This is a genomic window from Agromyces protaetiae, assembly GCF_004135405.1.
GTDB lineage: Bacteria > Actinomycetota > Actinomycetes > Actinomycetales > Microbacteriaceae > Agromyces > Agromyces protaetiae.
Window position 1 is genome coordinate 347,521 of the sequence record NZ_CP035491.1, and the last position, 15,427, is coordinate 362,947.

17 protein-coding genes, 1 tRNA gene and 1 pseudogene are annotated in these 15,427 nt (G+C 70.9%); 7 read left to right on the forward strand and 12 right to left on the reverse strand.

The annotated features are described in order from the left end of the window. The 4 genes from ET445_RS01600 to msuE all read right to left on the reverse strand — a co-directional run bounded on the left by ET445_RS01600 (position 1) and on the right by msuE (position 4,253). A complete protein-coding gene (locus tag ET445_RS01600) occupies positions 1-945 on the reverse strand; it encodes a bile acid:sodium symporter family protein (protein WP_129188241.1) in 945 nt (314 codons plus the stop codon). A 118-nt stretch (positions 946-1,063) separates the two neighbouring features. Then, positions 1,064-2,158, reverse strand: a complete 1,095-nt coding sequence (locus tag ET445_RS01605) for a phosphate ABC transporter substrate-binding protein PstS (protein WP_129188243.1) — start codon at positions 2,156-2,158, stop codon at positions 1,064-1,066. Positions 2,159-2,181: 23 nt separating this feature from the next. Further along, the gene (locus tag ET445_RS01610; RefSeq protein ID WP_208008491.1) at positions 2,182-3,510 is read right to left on the reverse strand and encodes an aminotransferase class V-fold PLP-dependent enzyme; all 1,329 of its coding nucleotides are present in this window, start codon (positions 3,508-3,510) and stop codon (positions 2,182-2,184) included. Between the two features lie 155 nt (positions 3,511-3,665). Next, positions 3,666-4,253: an FMN reductase gene (msuE, locus tag ET445_RS01615; protein ID WP_129188247.1), complete on the reverse strand. Its 588-nt coding sequence runs from the start codon at positions 4,251-4,253 to the stop codon at positions 3,666-3,668. Positions 4,254-4,517: 264 nt separating this feature from the next. Between msuE and ET445_RS17505 the strand changes: the two genes are divergently transcribed. Then, positions 4,518-5,336, forward strand: coding sequence for a J domain-containing protein (locus ET445_RS17505; protein WP_165314262.1), 819 nt, complete (start codon positions 4,518-4,520; stop codon positions 5,334-5,336). Positions 5,337-5,354: 18 nt separating this feature from the next. Here the strand turns inward: ET445_RS17505 and ET445_RS01625 are convergent. Next, positions 5,355-5,428: transfer RNA gene (locus tag ET445_RS01625), tRNA-Met, on the reverse strand. Positions 5,429-5,518: 90 nt separating this feature from the next. Between ET445_RS01625 and ligD the strand changes: the two genes are divergently transcribed. Next, positions 5,519-6,727 (forward strand): non-homologous end-joining DNA ligase, encoded by a 1,209-nt coding sequence (gene ligD / locus ET445_RS01630; protein ID WP_129188251.1) that lies wholly within the window; start codon positions 5,519-5,521, stop codon positions 6,725-6,727. Positions 6,728-6,730: 3 nt separating this feature from the next. Here ligD and ET445_RS01635 read toward each other — a convergent pair whose 3' ends face one another. Both ET445_RS01635 and ET445_RS01640 read right to left on the reverse strand, forming a co-directional pair. Beyond that, positions 6,731-7,108, reverse strand: a complete 378-nt coding sequence (locus ET445_RS01635) for a hypothetical protein (RefSeq protein WP_129188253.1) — start codon at positions 7,106-7,108, stop codon at positions 6,731-6,733. A gap of 96 nt (positions 7,109-7,204) precedes the next feature. Beyond that, a complete protein-coding gene (locus tag ET445_RS01640) occupies positions 7,205-8,218 on the reverse strand; it encodes an aldo/keto reductase (RefSeq protein WP_129188255.1) in 1,014 nt (337 codons plus the stop codon). 69 nt (positions 8,219-8,287) lie between these two features. On the opposite strand from ET445_RS01640, the gene ET445_RS01645 reads away from it, so the two are divergent. The 5 genes and pseudogenes from ET445_RS01645 to ET445_RS01665 all read left to right on the forward strand — a co-directional run bounded on the left by ET445_RS01645 (position 8,288) and on the right by ET445_RS01665 (position 12,127). Then, positions 8,288-9,025, forward strand: a complete 738-nt coding sequence (locus tag ET445_RS01645) for a PH domain-containing protein (protein ID WP_129188257.1) — start codon at positions 8,288-8,290, stop codon at positions 9,023-9,025. 66 nt (positions 9,026-9,091) lie between these two features. Next, complete coding sequence (locus ET445_RS01650) at positions 9,092-9,565, forward strand: BP74-related protein (protein ID WP_243695285.1); 474 nt, start codon at positions 9,092-9,094, stop codon at positions 9,563-9,565. 148 nt (positions 9,566-9,713) lie between these two features. Beyond that, positions 9,714-10,900 (forward strand): annotated as a pseudogene (locus ET445_RS01655) (CE1758 family FMN-dependent luciferase-like monooxygenase). Between the two features lie 19 nt (positions 10,901-10,919). Next, positions 10,920-11,426 carry a MarR family winged helix-turn-helix transcriptional regulator gene (locus tag ET445_RS01660; RefSeq protein WP_208008494.1) on the forward strand — a complete coding sequence of 169 codons (507 nt, stop codon included), beginning with the start codon at positions 10,920-10,922 and terminating at the stop codon, positions 11,424-11,426. Further along, complete coding sequence (locus ET445_RS01665; RefSeq protein WP_129188259.1) at positions 11,423-12,127, forward strand: CE1759 family FMN reductase; 705 nt, start codon at positions 11,423-11,425, stop codon at positions 12,125-12,127. Before ET445_RS01660 ends, ET445_RS01665 begins: the two co-directional genes overlap by 4 nt. 16 nt (positions 12,128-12,143) lie before the next feature. Here ET445_RS01665 and ET445_RS01670 read toward each other — a convergent pair whose 3' ends face one another. From ET445_RS01670 to ET445_RS01690, 5 genes are all read right to left on the reverse strand, one after another. Next, positions 12,144-12,710: a hypothetical protein gene (locus tag ET445_RS01670; RefSeq protein ID WP_129188261.1), complete on the reverse strand. Its 567-nt coding sequence runs from the start codon at positions 12,708-12,710 to the stop codon at positions 12,144-12,146. A 65-nt stretch (positions 12,711-12,775) separates the two neighbouring features. Continuing rightward, on the reverse strand, positions 12,776-13,114 hold the full coding sequence (locus ET445_RS01675; protein ID WP_129188263.1) for a three-helix bundle dimerization domain-containing protein: 339 nt from the start codon (positions 13,112-13,114) through the stop codon (positions 12,776-12,778). A gap of 75 nt (positions 13,115-13,189) precedes the next feature. Continuing rightward, entirely contained in the window at positions 13,190-13,546 is a 357-nt protein-coding gene (locus tag ET445_RS01680) for a hypothetical protein (protein ID WP_129188265.1), read from the reverse strand. 41 nt (positions 13,547-13,587) lie between these two features. Further along, the gene (locus ET445_RS01685; protein WP_165314263.1) at positions 13,588-14,556 is read right to left on the reverse strand and encodes a ribokinase; all 969 of its coding nucleotides are present in this window, start codon (positions 14,554-14,556) and stop codon (positions 13,588-13,590) included. Further along, positions 14,556-15,425 carry a nucleoside hydrolase gene (locus ET445_RS01690; RefSeq protein WP_129188269.1) on the reverse strand — a complete coding sequence of 290 codons (870 nt, stop codon included), beginning with the start codon at positions 15,423-15,425 and terminating at the stop codon, positions 14,556-14,558. Before ET445_RS01690 ends, ET445_RS01685 begins: the two co-directional genes overlap by 1 nt. Between the last annotated feature and the right edge of the window lie 2 nt (positions 15,426-15,427).

Genomic DNA, 15,427 nt, shown 5'->3' on the forward strand with positions numbered 1-15,427 from the left:
CTACCTCGGAGCAGCCGCCTGCGACCGGTCGTCGTCGGCCGCGTCATCCGCTGCCCCTGCCGTGCCGCGCGCCGCGTCGACCGCGGCCCGCTCGGCTCGGCTGCCGCGGATGAGGAACCCGAACCCGAGCGCGACGAAGAACATGAGCACGCCGTACACCGCCGCGGGCAGGCTCATCTCGACGCTCCCGACGACGGTCTGGGCGATGACGATCGCGAGGGTCGCGTTGTGGATGCCGATCTCGAACGAGCTCGCGATCGACTGGCGCCGGTCGACGCGGAGCGCCCGCGGCGCGAGGTAGCCGATCGTGAGGCTCACGAGGCAGAACACGACGGTGATGCCCGCGAGCCGACCGACGTTCTCGACGAGGAGGTCGAGGTTCGCGACGATCGCTCCCGCGATGACGACGATGAGGATGATGACCGACGCGATGCGCACGGGCCGGTCCATGCGGTCGGCGAACGACGGCTTCCACCAGCGCACAAGCATGCCGACGACGACCGGCAGCAGGACGATGGCGAAGACCTCGACGGTCTTCTGGAGCTGCAGTCCGAGGCCGTCGTCGCCGGGGAGGAAGTAGGAGATCGCGAGGTTCGTGATGAGCGGCAGCGTGAACACGGCGATGACCGAATTGAGCGCCGTGAGGGTGACGTTGAGGGCGACGTCGCCGCGGAAGAGGTGGCTGTAGAGGTTCGCCGTCGTGCCGCCGGGCGATGCTGCGAGGAGCAGCATGCCGACCGCGAGCACGGCCGGCAGGTCGAACAGCACGACGAGGGCGAAGCAGATGGCCGGCAGCACGAGCAGTTGGCAGATGAGTGCGATGATCACGGCTTTCGGATGCTTCGCGATGCGCCCGAAGTCGCGCGGGGTGAGCGAGAGCCCGAGGCCCAGCATGATGATGCCGAGCGCGACGGGGAGTCCGATGGTGGTCAGCGCTGATCCCATGCCGACAGTGTGTCGGATGTCTCGGCGCACGCGATATCCCCCATTTCGCGTCAATTCCGCGAAATTAGGAAACCTTCCTGACGACGGTCCTCGGCGAGACGCTCAGTGGACGAGACGTTCAGTGGATGGGCGCGATCGCCGCGAGCACCCGCTCGCGCAGCTCGTCCGAGATCGGGGCCGACCCCGCGGCATCCGCCGCGATCTGCTGGGCCTCTTCGCTCGCGACCCACTCGAGGTACGCGTGCACGATCTCACCCTCGTTCGCCCGCTCGTAGCGGCGGCACACGAGCAGGTAGCTCACGAGCACGAGCGGGTAGACCCCCGGCTCGGTGCTCGCGTGATAGAGGTCGATGACGAGGTCGTCGGCGGCCCGGCCGGTCGCTTCGGGCGAGGCGTCGACGGCGGCCGCGGCCGCTTCGGCGGTCGCCGGCACCTGCTCTCCCCCGACGAGGAGCGACACGGTGTCGAACTCCGCGGCGCGCGACCCGTCGAGGAACCCGATGACGTTCCGGCCGTCCCTGACGACCGACGCGACGCCCGAGTTCCCCTGCGCGGACTCGCCGCTCCCGGCGATCGTGTCGGCCGGAGCCGTCGTCCAGTCGGCGGGAGCCGCCGACGCGAGGAACTCTGTGAAGTTCAGGGTCGTGCCCGAGGCGTCGGACCGACGTACGGCCGTGATGGGCGCGTCGGGCAGGGTCTCGCCGGGATTCAGGGCGACGATCGCGGGATCGTTCCAGCGCGTGATGCTACCGCTGTAGATGCGCGCGATCGCCGACGCGTCGAGCGCGAGCTCGTCGACGCCGTCGACCCGGTACGCGAGCACGATCGACGAGATGTACACCGGCAGGTGGATGGCGCCCGCACCGTGCGCGCAGCGCCGGTTGCGGGAGTCGGATGCCGCGACCCCGTCGAGTTCGGCGACCGTCGCCGCGATGTCGGTGCCCGCGAATGCGACGGCGCCCGCGAGGAACTGCTGCCGCCCGGCGCCCGAACCGGCCGGGTCGTAGTTGACGGTCACACTGCCGTGCTGGCGCTGGAACCCCGCGACCCACGAGTTCTGCGCACTCGCCTGCGCCGACGAGCCGACGCCGTCGATCGTGCCGCGGAGATCGCTCTCGGCATCGCCCATCTCGTTGAGCGCGCAGCCTGACAGGGCGAGCGCGACGACGGCGACCACGGTTGCGGCGCGGAGCTCCGCCCTCCGAGTTCGCATGCTCGGATCGTATCGAAACCGGGTCACCCGCGGGTGAACACTGCCGGGCGGGGCCGATCGTCGACGATCGGACGCCAGCCGTCCTCGGTGCGGTGGTACATCTCACGCGGCCCGTCGGCGACGATCGCGGCGAGCCCGGCGACGAACCGGTCGACGTCGGCAGACGACGACCCGATCCCGAGGCTCGCCCGCAGCCCGTTCGACCGCGTCGCGACCCGGTCGAAGTACGGGTGCGCGCAGAACCGGCCGGCTCGCACCGAGACGCCGTGCTCCGCGGCGAGCGCTGCGGCGACGAGCCCGACGGACCCGCGTTCGAGTTCGATCGTGACGATGCCGACGTGGTCGGCGGCGTCGGAGAATCCGCGCACGACGCGGACGCCAGGGAGCGCCGCGACGCCGCGCTCGAGCCGGTCGGCGAGGGCATGCTCGTGCTCGAGCCGCGCGGGTTCGCCGAGTCGGGCGAGTTCGTCGAGCGCGACCGCGAACGCCGTGATGCCGAGCACATTGGGCGTGCCCGCCTCATGGCGCTCCGCGCCCGTGTGCCAGCTCACCCGCTCGAGTCCGACCCGGTCGACGGCGCCGCCGCCCGCGAGGTACGGCGGCGCCGCGTCGAGCCAGTCGGCGGGGCCGACGAGGATGCCCGTGCCGTATGGCGCGTAGGCCTTGTGCCCCGACGCGGCGAGGTAGTCGGCGCCCGACGCGGCGAGGTCGACCGTGCGGTGCGGGAGGAGCTGGGCGGCGTCGATCGCGAGGCGGGCGCCGTGGGCGTGGGCGACGGCCGCGAACCGGTCGATCGGGAGCACCTCGCCCGTGACGTTCGACGCGCCGGTGACCGAGACGAGCGCCGCGGGACGACGCGCGAGTTCGGCGTCGAGGGCCGCGAGGGTCGCTTCGATCGTCGACTCGCCGACGACGGTGCGCCGGTCGCGCCAGGGCAGCAGGTTCGCGTGGTGCTCGATGTCGAGGACGACGGTCTCGCCGGGCACCGCCAGCGCGAGGAGGTTGAGCGAATCGGTCGTGTTGCGCGTGAACACGACGACGTCGTCGTCGCGTGCGCCGACATGGCGGGCGATCGCGGTCCGCGCGTCTTCGACGAGCTCGGTGACGACCTGCGACGGGAAGCCGGTGCCGCGGTGCACGCTCGAGTACCACGGCAGGAGGTCGGCGGCCGCGCGGGCGACCCGAGCGAGCGCGGGCGCCGAAGCCGCGACGTCGAGGTTCGAGTGCGGCACCCTTCGGCCGCCGAGCACGGGCACATCGAGTCCCGCGTCGGCGAGGAGCGCGAGCGGCGCGATCGGGGAGGGCTTCGCGGTCGAAGCGGTCGCGCGCTTCGCGTCGACGGCGATCGTCACGACGGCTCCCTCCATGCGATGCGGTGCAGTGATGCGACGAGGCTACGGATGCCCCGACCGTGCCTCAATCACCGGGCGCGCCGACCGTCACACCGCGCAACACTGCGGTGCCGCACGGCGTCGCGCACGAGGCATCCGGTGCATTGCGACGCGGGTCACCAGGTCGAGACGTACTCGGACACCGAGTCGGGCAGTGTCGTCGTGACGACGGGGGCGCCGCGCGTGACGCTCTGCTCGATGCGCTCGAGGAGCGAGGTCGACGAGATGCGGTAGTCGGTGAAGTCGCCGTCGCTCGCGTACACGCCGATCGGCAGCGTGAGCGCCTGGAAGAACGAGAACAGTGGGCGGAACTGGTGCTCGATGATGAGCGCGTGCCGGTCGCTGCCGCCCGTCGCGGCGAGGAGCACGGGCTTGTCGATGAGCGCGTACTGCCCGACGAAGTCGAACACGTGCTTGAAAAGGCCCGTGAAGCTCGCACGGTAGACGGGGCTCGCGACGATGAGCAGCGTCGCGCCCTCGATGAGCCGGAGCGCCTCTTCGGCGGCGGGACCGAGTTGGTCGCGGCGGAGCGCACCGCCGAACTCGGGGCCGATCTCGGAGAGCTCGACGAGGTGGGTCTCGATCTCGCGGCCGTCTGCGGCGAGCGCCGTGGCGAATGCGCCGAGGAGCTCGTTCACGAGGACGGTCGTCTTCGAGGGCGAGTGCAGGCTGCCGGAGACGGCGACGATCGAGATGGTGGTCATGTGCCGACCATATGCCCGACTCACGTCGAGTCCACTTCCGGCGGAAATGTGCGGTAAGCGGCCGAAACACTACGCAATGCACGCACCGGTTTCTGTGCTTCGGCGGGGAAGAACCGACACATGCGTACTCGGACCACCTCCGTTCGGGTGGTATCCCGCAGCCGTCCGGCACGTCATGATTGGCGCAGCAGTCCACACCGAGCGTGCACACGCAGTTGGGGGCGAGATGGCCGATGCATCCGGATGTCGCCGGTCGGCGATGCGATGAGTCCGACGCACTACGAGGTGCTCGGCGTGTCTCCGAGCGCCCCCTTGGCGGAGATCAAGCTCGCATTTCGCCGAAAGGCCAGGGAGTTGCATCCCGACACGGGCGGGGCGAAGGAACTCATCGACCCCGTGCTGCGCGCGTGGGAGGTGCTGTCCGATCCGGCGCAGCGGGCGGGCTACGACGAAGAGCTCCGGGCCGAAGAGTTCAGGAAGGGAGAGCGGTCCTCCGATCACGGCGGCTCGCGGCGGCAAGCCCCGAATGAAGATCGCCTCCGAGAGTCCTGGTACCAGGCCCAGGCCCAGGCCGCCTGGTTCCAGGCTCAGGCCCAAGCGGCCTGGTTCCAGGCCCAGGCCCAGGCCCAGGCCGAGGCCGGCTGGCATCGAGCCGCAGCGGAGCAGCGGGCTCGGGAACGGCAAGAGGAATTCGAGCGACGCAGGCAACAGCCCTACTGGGAGGCCTTGAGCAGGCTCGGGCCGCGATACCAGCGGTACCACACCGATTGGAGGGTTCCGCTCAAGGTCGTGTTCCGATGGAGGACCTGGGATCGATTCCGGGTAGCGACGATCACCGTTTCCCCGATCACCGTCGCCGCCATCCTGCTCCGGCGCTCGATCCTCGAGAGCGGCTCGGCGCTCGGGCCGTACCTGTCGACGTTCGGGTTCGATCTCGTCTGGCGCGGCACCCTCTACACCTTGGCGGTCGTCTTCGTGACGCTGATCCTGAAGCTCATCGTCTGGTCGTACCGCCGCTTCGTCGAGCGACGCACCGCCATCTCCGAGCACGAACTCATCGAGGAGTACCTCGTCCGAAGATGAGGCGCTCGGCGCGCACCGACGCGGCGGCAGGATTCGAACCTGCGAATCCCGGTGTATGAAACCGGTCCCTTGAGCCGCTTGGGTACGCCGCGATGCCGTCAGACTAGGCGGACTCGGATGCCTCGTGGTGAAGATGACCAGATGAGACGGCAGATTTCTCCGGGTTGCCGTAGGGTGGCCGCGTGAGCCCCGCGGCGGATCAGGCCGAAGTCCTCGACATCGAGGGCCGCGAGGTGCGCGTGAGCCACCCCGACAAGGTCGTCTTCCCCGAGCCCGGCCTCACGAAGCTCGACCTCGTGCGGTACTACCTCGCGGTCGCCGACGGCGCCCTGCGCGGAGCCGGCGGCCGCCCGATGGTGCTGAAGCGCTTCGTGAAGGGCATCGACCACGAACCGTTCTTCCAGAAGCGCGTGCCCGACAACCGCCCCGCCTGGGTCGAGACGGCGACCCTTCGTTACGCGCGCGGCACGTCGGCCGAGGAGGTCGTCGTGCGCGATGCCGCGGCGCTCGCGTGGGTCGTGAATCTCGGATGCCTCGACCTCAACCCGCACGCCGTCAGGGCCGAAGACCTCGACCACCCCGACGAACTCAGGGTCGACCTCGACCCGATGCCCGGCGTCGAGTGGGCGCAGATCGTCGACACGGCGTTCGTCGCCCGCGAGGTGCTCGCCGAGCACGGCCTCCTCGCGTTCCCGAAGACGTCGGGCTCACGAGGCATCCATCTGCTCGTCCGCATCGAACCGCGCTGGGAGTTCGCCGACGTGCGCCTCGCGGCCGAAGCGCTCGCGCGCGAGGTCGCGAACCGCGCGCCCGACCTCGCGACCGCGCGGTGGTGGAAGGAGGAGCGCGGCGAGCGCGTGTTCGTCGACTTCAACCAGAACGCGAAGGATCGCACCGTGGCTTCCGCCTACTCGGTGCGTCCGCGGCCCGACGCGCGCGTCTCGACGCCGCTCGACTGGGACGAACTGCGCACGGCGCGCCCCGAGGCGTTCACGGTGCCGACGGTGCTCGAGCGCTACGCCGAGCGCGGCGACCCGATGGCGGGGATCGACGACGAGGTCGGCGTGCTCGACGGGCTCCTCGCGCTCGCCGCGGCCCTCGGGCCGACCGAGCGTCAGCGCGAAGACCTGCCCCTCATCGAGATCGCCCGCACCGAGACGAAGCCCGAGGCGCTCGACGCCCTCGAGCGATGGAAGGCCGCGCACGCCGCCGTCGCCTCGCAGTTGCGCCCCGCCGACGTGCTCCTCGACGGCATGCGCGGCGCGAGCTCGCTCTGGTACCGCGTCCGCATCAACCTCGAGCATGTGCCCGAAGCCGAACGGCCGGACGAAGAGCCGCTCCTCGCCGACTACGACCCGTGGAAGGGGCGGCGGCCGGGGCCTCCTCCCTGACGGCTACTCGGTGGGAACCTCCGCCGCCTGTTCGTGCATGCCGCCGCGGAGGTCGCCGGGCGGCGGACCCGCGTTCGGGCCGGTGACGCGCTCACCGACAGCGGGAACCGGCGGGAGGTACTCGGCCACCGGGCGATCGTCGACGACCCACCCGTACTGCACCGCCATCGCCGTGAGGAGCAGTGAGGTGACCGCGACGACCGCCGCGGTCGAGCAGAGGAACGCGGCGACGGTCGCGGCGGCGGTACGCGGGCGCCCGTCGAACCCCGCCGCGACACGGCCGGGGAACGCGAGAGCGCGCGACGCGAGCGTCGGCGGCGGCGCGGCGGCACGACGGCCACGGCGGCGCACGGGAGCGTCGGCGTCGTACGTGTCGGGCATCGTCGGGTCTCTCGTCGTCGGGCAGGTCCTCGATCGAGGATAGGCGAATCCGCGGCGGAGGACAGGACGAAGGGTGAGAACCCCTCGTCCCGTCGGTCAGTGCCAGCCGCGCGCGCTGCGCTCGGCCCAGTACTGCGCGGGCGGTTCCGCGAGGGCGTCGAGCGCACCGAGGGCGGAGGTCTCCACCGCATTGGATGCGTCCCCCGACGCGAGATTCGACGCCAACTGCTCCTCGGTGACGGCGCCCGACAGGACGACGTCGCACCACGGCTGCGCGCGTGCGACGCCGAGCGCGAAGACGTCGGCGCTCTGGTTTTCGACCGCTGCGAGGACCGCAACGCGTGCCGCCGAGGCATCCGGTGCCTCGCGGCCGTCGGCCGCGTCGACGTCGCCCACGCCCTCGGGCGAGAGCCGACCGTTCGCGAGCGCCTCTTTCACGACGACGAGCCAGCCGGCCGCGTGCGCCCGCGCGAGCGCGGGACCCGCCGACGGCTCGAGGAGGTTCCACGTCGCCTGCACGGCACTGAACGGGGTGTCGGCGAGTGCGCGCGCCGCGTCGAGGACGTCGCCCTGCGCCGGCCCGCTCGTCGAGATGCCGATGCGAACGCCCGTCGCGGCGAGCTCGCGCAGTCGGTCGAGGAGGACTGCATCGGAGAGCGCCGGGCTTTCGGGCGTCACGGAGTGCACGAGGTACGCGTCGGGCGGGCCGCCGAGGGCCGAGAGCGTCTCGGGCCACTGCCGGTCGAGCATCGCGAGCGAGTGCTCCTTGCGCTCGTGCACGGGTGCGTCCATGCGCCAGGCGCCGACGTACTCGTACCCCCACTTCGACTCGACGACGAGGTCGTCGCGTCGTTCGGGGTGGGCGGCGAGCCAACTTCCGAGGAACTCCTCGGCGCGCCCGTAGGAGCGGGCGGCGTCGAAGAATCGGATGCCTCGCGCCCACGCCGCATCGAGGAGCGCGTGCGCCCGGGCGCGGAACACCTCGATGCTGCGGTCGTCGCCGAGATCGTGTTCGCGTCCGGTCGTGATGTAGGCAGGGCGGCCGATCGCGGCCAGCCCGAGACCCAGGGCGGCGAGCGGGGCATCCGGTTCGCGCTGTGGAACCTGCATGCCGCGAGCCTAACCGCCTAGGCTGCGGTGCGGGGTGGCACCGACGGAGGGCGCGAACGGAGACGACTGGTGAACGAGACGACCTGGGTGCCCGGCCACGCCGGCTGGCAGGGACAGCAAGGTTCGACGACGCTGCTGAGCTTCACGGGAGTCGTCTTGACGCTCGCGGGCGTCGCCTACGCCGTCGTGCACCTCTTCGACCCGGCTCCGGCGATGAAGGCGCTCGGCGCGTCCACGCTCGTCGCGGTCGGCGTCGGCGTCTGGATGGTCCTCGCCCACCTGCGGGTCGGCCGCCTTCGCGTGGTGCGTGCATCCACTGCTCCCGGCTCGATCCGATTCGGACAGATCGAGGGCTTGTCGCGACTGGTCCTGCTGCTCGGCGTCGCGGGTCTCGCGCTCCTCGGGTCGTGGGTCTGGGTGGTCTTCACGGTGCCGTCCGCCCGGGTGACCCTGCTCACGTTGCTGCTCGTTCCGTTCGTCTCGCTCGGGTTGCTGTGGGGCGGCGCGCGGGCGCTGTTCCGCCGACCGGGCTCCCACGAAGTGTCGTTGACCCCCGACGGCGTCGCGCTCCGCATCCCCGGCAATCGGCTCGACGCCGCCTGGGGCGACATCGCCGGCGCCGAGCTCGTGGCGAATCGCGTACACGTGCGCACGCGCGACGGAGCGGCGGCGACCTTCGCGGCCCGCGACCTCGCGAGCGATCCGGTCATCCTCGCCGAACTCGTGACGTTCTACGCGTCGACTCCTGCGGCGCGCGCCGAGATCGGCCCGACGACGCTCGAGCGGCTGCGGTCGGGCGAGTTCTGACCCTCGCCGGCGAACGATGTCGGCGCGACCCTAGCCGCACCCGCGCTCCATCCCTACGATCGAGGCGTGATCACCGGTTCCCGGCTCCACCGCCCGCTCGCCGCGACGGCCTCTGCCGTCGGCCTCGCGCTCACGCTCACGCTCACGGCGTGCGCGTCGACCGATGCGGGCCCCTCGCCCACCGACTCCGCCGGCGTGCCCGCCGGTCTCGCAGGCGTCGCGACCTTCCAGGTCGAGGGCGGCGACGGCCCCGAGACGTTCCGCATCGGGCTCGCGAGCACCGAACTCGTCGACCACGCGCAGCAGTTGCTCGCGGGCGAAGAGGTCGCCGCGATCCCGGTCGGCAAGATCTCGTACGACGGCGACGGCGGGGTCAACGCGCCGTGGTCGTGGCACATCGACCCGAAGACACTCGAGTTCGCCGACATGACGACCGAGGTGTGCGACGGCCTGCCGTCGTTCGTCGAGCGGCACGAGGTCACGAGCGACACGTACTGCCCGTGGAGCTCGACGGTCGTCGCGGTCGAGGTCGCGAAGTAGCGCAGAGCGCCGCCCCGAGGCATCCGCGTGCCTTCGAGACATCCGGATGCCTCGCGCCGCCGCCGCACGCTGTGGACGCCTCGGGAATACATGACCAGTCATGTTGTTTCATCCTCCGTCACTTCAGACACTCCTGAAAGGCGGACTTATGCAGTTCGGAATCTTCTCGGTCGGAGACGTCGCCCCCGACCCCACGACGGGCATCACGCAGAGCGAGCACGAGCGCATCACGAACCTCGTGCGCATCGCCAAGCGCGCCGACGAGGTCGGCCTTGACGTCTTCGCCATCGGCGAGCACCACAACCCGCCGTTCGTCCCCTCCTCTCCCCGTCGATCCTCGCGGCCATCGCGACGATCACCGAGCGGATCATCCTGTCGACCTCGGTCACCCTCATGACCACGAACGACCCCGTCAAGATCGCCGAGGACTACGCGACCGTTCAGCACCTCGCGAAGGGCCGCCTCGACCTCATGGTCGGCCGCGGCAACACCGTGCCCGTCTACCCGTGGTTCGGCAAGGACATCCGCCAGGGCGTCGCCCTCGCGCTCGAGAACTACAACCTCCTCCACCGCCTCTGGCGTGAAGACGTCGTCGACTGGGAAGGCCGCTACCGCACGCCGCTCCAAGGCTTCACCGCGACGCCGCGCCCGCTCGACGACGTGCCGCCGTTCGTGTGGCACGGCTCGATCCGCACGCCCGAGATCGCCGAGCAGGCCGCGTTCTACGGCAACGGCTACTTCGCGAACCATGTGCTCGCGCCGAACTTCCACTTCAAGCCGCTCGTCGACTTCTACCGCGAGCGGTGGGAGCACCACGGCCACGGCCCCGCCGACCAGGCGATCGTGGGCCTCGGCGGGCAGGCGTTCATCGCGAAGCGCTCGCAGGACGCCGTCAACACATTCCGCCCGTACTTCGAGAACTTCCCGCTCTTCAAGGGCAACACCCTCGAGGACTTCATGGCGGGCACGCCGCTCACCGTCGGCAGCCCGCAGCAGGTCATCGATAAGGTGCTGACCTTCCAGCAGGGCTTCGGCGACTACCAGCGCCAGCTCTTCGCGCTCGACGGCATCGGCCTCCCGGTCGAGCTCGCGCTCGAGCAGGTCGAGCTCCTCGGCACCGAGGTCGTGCCGGTCCTGCGCAAGGAGATGGCGGCGCGCAAGGCGCCGCAGACGCCGGATGCCCCCACCCACGCCTCGCTCGTCCGCGAGAAGTACGGCGATGCCGAGCCGCGCCAGCCGCGCCCGAACCCCAACCGCGGCGACAACCTGTCGGGCGCCTCGCCCTACCAGGACAGCGACCCGTCGGTCCAGGCGACCTTCCCGCTGGCCGCGTAAGCCGGGGCAGACTCATCCCATGACCATCGACGTCCGACTCGCGAACGACGCCTGGGAGGCGTACTACCGCACCCAGGCGACCATCGGCCGCGAGTTCGCGGACGCCGACATCTGGGAGGGTCTCGCCCAGACCGAGTACGCCGTGCTCTACGCGCTGTCGAGCCAGCCCGAAGGCCTGCGCATCACCGAGCTGGGCGAGGACGTGCTCCTCACCCAGCCCGGGATGTCACGGCTCATCGCCCGCCTCGAAGCGCAAGGGCTCGTCGAGCGGCGCGCCGACGACGCCGACAAACGGGCCCGGCGCATCCGGCTCACCGCCGCCGGGTCCGCGATCCAGCGACGCGTAGGCGCAGGCCTCGCGCGCACGATCGCGGTCGTCATGAGCCGGTCGCTCTCCCCCGCCCAGCTCCGCGAGTTGCGTGCGCTGAGCCTCGAACTCCTCGCCGGGGCATCCGGCACCTACGCCCGCGTGCAGCAGGACGCCCTCGGCATCCTGCCCGCTTCTCTCGAAAGCAACGAACCATGACCGCTGAACTGCATGAACCGGATGTCTCCCGCCGCCCCCTGCGGCTCGTCGTCCTGTCGGCCGGGGTCACCGAGCCCTCATCCACCCGGCTCCTCACCGACCGCGTCGCCCAGAAGACGATCGACCTGCTCTCGGCCTCCGGCCGCGAGGCGACCGTCTCGGTCGTCGAACTCGGCCCGCTCGCCGTCGACATCGCACGCGCGATCACGTCGGTCCTGCCGGCCGAGCCGCTGAAAGCCGCGATCGACAAGCTCGCCGAAGCCGACGCCGTCATCGCCGGAACCCCCGTCTACAAGGCCGGCATCTCGGGCCTCTTCAAGTCGTTCATCGACCTCGTCGACGACGACCTCCTCATCGCGAAGCCCGTCGCGCTCGCCTCGACCGCCGGCACCGCCCGGCATGCGATGGTCGTCGACGACCACCTGCGGCCGCTGTTCGCCTTCCTGCGTGCGATGCCCATGCCGACGTCGCTTTTCGCCGCACCCGAGGACTGGGGCTCGACGGCCCTCGGCTCACGCATCGAACGCGTCGCCGCCGAACTCGTCGCGTACCTGCAGAGCGGGATCGGCGAGGCGATCGCTTCCAACGGGTGGGGCGGCTATCAACACCGCTTCGCGGGGAACGCGACGCGCGCCGAACGCTCCGCCGCCGACGTCGACTTCGACACCGACCTCATGCGGTTGGCCGTCGGCGGGGCGTAGGCAGCCCCGCCTCCGATCACATGCCGGGGTGGCCCGAGCAGTCGACGCTCACGCCGCGAGCGGTGTCACCCTCGGCGTAGTCGCTCGCGGTCCGCAGGATCTTGCCGCCGAACGACGACACGCACCCGAGCGACCCGCCCGACGGGCTCGTCGCCGTGAAGGTCCACGGCGCACTCGCGACGCCGCTGCCGCACTCCGTCTGGATGACGGTGATCACCGGGCCGACCGATTCCGTCTTCCGTACGACAGGGTCGGAACCCGGGACGAACACCGAGTACGTGAGCTCGACCGGGGTCACCGAGTCATCCGCCGTGATGACGAACGCGACCATCGAGAGCGCGCCCGCGTCGGGGTCATACCCGCAGTCGCCGTCTTCGAACGCGATCGTGTTGGGCGCGCCGACCACCGGCTCGTCGGGCGCCGGCGTCGTGGTCGGCGGCTCCGACGGTGACGGCGCCGAGGTGGTCTCGGGGGCCGCATCACCGCCCGCCGGCGCCTCGATCGTGATGCAGGCCGACAGAGACGTCACGAGCAGTGCCGCCCCCGCGAGGGCGAGCAGACTCCTGGTTCCACGAATCTTCACGCGCCGAGCCTAGGGGTGATCGGAGGCGTGTACGACGTGCGCCGCGAAGGTGTGGAGAAGACGGCTCAGTCCGACCCGCCGCCGAGGTCGCCGAAGAGCAATCCCGTGTTGCGGCTGCGCTGCTCGACCTCGATGGGGTCGAGGTGGTCGGCGTCGTTCGCGACGATGACGGGTCCGCCCCCGCCGGAGTCGGTGCGGTCGACCGGATGCGCCTCCTCTCGGAGCCGCTCGTCGGCGGCATGCTCGATGAGCGACGGCACGTACTCGCGCACCTTCGCATCGGCGGTGCGCGCGGTCTCTTCGGCGATGATCTCCTCGATGCGCTCCCGACTCACGGTCGGGTACCGCTCGACCAACTGCTCGACGACGTTCGCGATGGCGTGTGCTTCGACGGGGTCACCCATGCGGGAATTGTCCACCCGGGCCTCAGAGTCGGCAACGGTCGCGCGGGTGACGCGCAGGTGAACGAACGGGGGCGCCTACCCGATGAGCACGGCGAAGACCGCGAGCACGCCCCCGACGATGAAGAGCAGCGTGCCGAGTTGCATCGTCCGCGTCTTGTTGCGGTCCGCGACGCGCACGGAGACCTCGAGGATGGGACATCCCGACCAGCCGATGAGCCCGAGGCTCAGCGCGACGAGCGCTGAGCCGATCCACCACACGACCTGCGCGCTCGTGGCGAGCTGCGCCGGGCGCCAGCCCGACGCGAGCAGCGGCCCGAGGAAGAGCGCCGCGGCAAGGGCCGCGACGCCGAACCAGATCGTGCCCGTCCACATGATCCGCCCGAGGTTCTGCTCTGGCGCCATCAAGTCGGACGTGTCGGCGTTCGCGGCCATTTCTCCACCTTCCCTGGAACGGGGTGTCGATGGAGTCCACGCTATGCCCGAATGCTCCCCACGCTCCCGATCCAAGTCTCGTAGGTCGGCAGGTCGGGGTAGGACGCCTGAGCTCCACGCCTCGTGGCGACGAGTGCCGCGTAGCTCGTGGCGAACCCGACGGCCGCGGAGAGCTCGTCGCCGGCGGCCAGCCGCGCCGCGAGCGCGCCCGTGAATGCATCGCCGCAGCCGGTCGTGTCGAGCGCCGTGACGGCGATGCTCGGCACGGGAGCGACTTCCGCGCCGGCGGTTCGATCGACGACGATCACGCCTCTGCTCCCGCAGGTGACCACCACGACGGGCACGCCGAGCGCCTCCGCCGCACGTCGCAGAGCCGTGTCGTCGGCGCCGTCGGGCGAGGCGAGCGCGCGGAACTCGTCTTCGTTGACGACGAGGATGTCGGTGCCGAGAACGAGTTCGCGATCGTGCGCGCGCAGCGGCGACGGATTGAAGATCACGGGCACCGAGTGCGCCTTCGCCTCCCGCATCGCGGCGACCATGACGGGGTCGGGTACCTCGAGCGTGAGAAGCAGCGCCGCCGCGCCCTCGAACTGCTCCGGGCGCAGCGCGTCGGGCGCGAGCGTCGCGTTGGCCCCTGCATCGACGACGATGGTGTTCTCGCCCGACGCGTCGACGGTGATCGACGCGGTGCCCGTGAGCGCGCCCGACCTCTCGACGGCCCAGGACGTGTCGACGCCGAGTTCAGCGAGGCTCCGCAGGGCGGACCGGCCCTGCTCGTCATCCCCGACCGCCGCCACGAACACGACATCGGCGCCGACCCGCGCGGCGGCGACGGACTCGTTGGCGCCCTTGCCGCCCGGCATCCGATACGACCTCCGGGCCGTGACGGTCTCGCCCGGACGCGGCAGCTCGTCGACGACGACGGTGTGGTCGATGTTCAGCGAGCCGACGACGAGCACGTGCGGACGGCGTCTCAGCGAGGCATCCGACCGCCCTTCATCACCGCCCACTATCCGGCCGCGCGGATCCGGCGCACGATCTCTGCCAGCACCGCCTCGGTGTCCATGCTCCGCAGGATCAGCACCTGTCCCTCGGCGTCGACCGCTTCGCGCGTGAACCCGTCGTCGGTGACCGCGACCCGCGCCCGCTCGGTGCGGAACAGCTCGGGTCGAGCCAGATACACCGCGAGGATCGGGTCGTGCGGCGTGTTCTCCGAGTCATCCATGAATGCCCACCACTGCGCGATCTCTTCGGCGAGCGCGGCGCCGAACGGGCCCGCGGCGGCGATGTCGTCGACGATCGAACGCCCCACCGTCAGCTGGGTCGTGAGGTCGAGGCCGCCGACGACGATCTCGAGCTCGGAGTCGAAGACCCGCTGGGCGGCCGTGACGTCCGAGACGATGTTGTGCTCGGAGACACGGGCGTCCCCCTCGCGGAAGTCGCCGCCCATGATGACGAGCCGACGAAGGTTGCCCGCGAAGGCGGGATCGACGTCGAGGCAAGCGGCGACGTCGGTGAGCGGCCCGATCGCCAGCAGGTCGACCTCTCCCGGATGCTCCGCGGCGAGCCGGGTGATGAACGCCACCGCATCCCGCTCGTCGGAGAGCGGTTCGCTCGCGAGGTCGGGGTAGCGCTCGCCCTCGTGCCCCGCCCACCACACGGGCTTGCCGCTCAGCGTCTCGGTTCGGCCGGGGACGATGTCGGTCGGTCGCGGGCCCGAGCTGAGCGAGACCAGCCGGGATGCCAGCCGCGCGCGAAGCACCGTGTCGCCGTACACGGTCGTCACGGCGTACGGAGCGAGTTCGGGCGAGCCGAGCACGACCCCCAGCGCCATGGCGTCGTCGACGTCGCTGCCGAGGTCGGTGTCGATGATGAGCATGT

What these genes read in the sequence shown, in the direction of transcription:
- ET445_RS17505 (WP_165314262.1), top strand. Translation starts at nt 4,518, where the DNA reads ATGAGTCCGACGCACTACGAGGTGCTCGGCGTGTCTCCGAGCGCCCCC.
- ET445_RS01600 (WP_129188241.1), bottom strand. Translation starts at nt 945, where the DNA reads ATGGGATCAGCGCTGACCACCATCGGACTCCCCGTCGCGCTCGGCATC.
- msuE (WP_129188247.1), bottom strand. Translation starts at nt 4,253, where the DNA reads ATGACCACCATCTCGATCGTCGCCGTCTCCGGCAGCCTGCACTCGCCC.
- ET445_RS01635 (WP_129188253.1), bottom strand. Translation starts at nt 7,108, where the DNA reads ATGCCCGACACGTACGACGCCGACGCTCCCGTGCGCCGCCGTGGCCGT.
- ET445_RS01605 (WP_129188243.1), bottom strand. Translation starts at nt 2,158, where the DNA reads ATGCGAACTCGGAGGGCGGAGCTCCGCGCCGCAACCGTGGTCGCCGTC.
- ET445_RS01640 (WP_129188255.1), bottom strand. Translation starts at nt 8,218, where the DNA reads ATGCAGGTTCCACAGCGCGAACCGGATGCCCCGCTCGCCGCCCTGGGT.
- ET445_RS01680 (WP_129188265.1), bottom strand. Translation starts at nt 13,546, where the DNA reads ATGGCCGCGAACGCCGACACGTCCGACTTGATGGCGCCAGAGCAGAAC.
- ET445_RS01675 (WP_129188263.1), bottom strand. Translation starts at nt 13,114, where the DNA reads ATGGGTGACCCCGTCGAAGCACACGCCATCGCGAACGTCGTCGAGCAG.
- ET445_RS01690 (WP_129188269.1), bottom strand. Translation starts at nt 15,425, where the DNA reads ATGCTCATCATCGACACCGACCTCGGCAGCGACGTCGACGACGCCATG.
- ET445_RS01665 (WP_129188259.1), top strand. Translation starts at nt 11,423, where the DNA reads ATGACCGCTGAACTGCATGAACCGGATGTCTCCCGCCGCCCCCTGCGG.
- ET445_RS01660 (WP_208008494.1), top strand. Translation starts at nt 10,920, where the DNA reads ATGACCATCGACGTCCGACTCGCGAACGACGCCTGGGAGGCGTACTAC.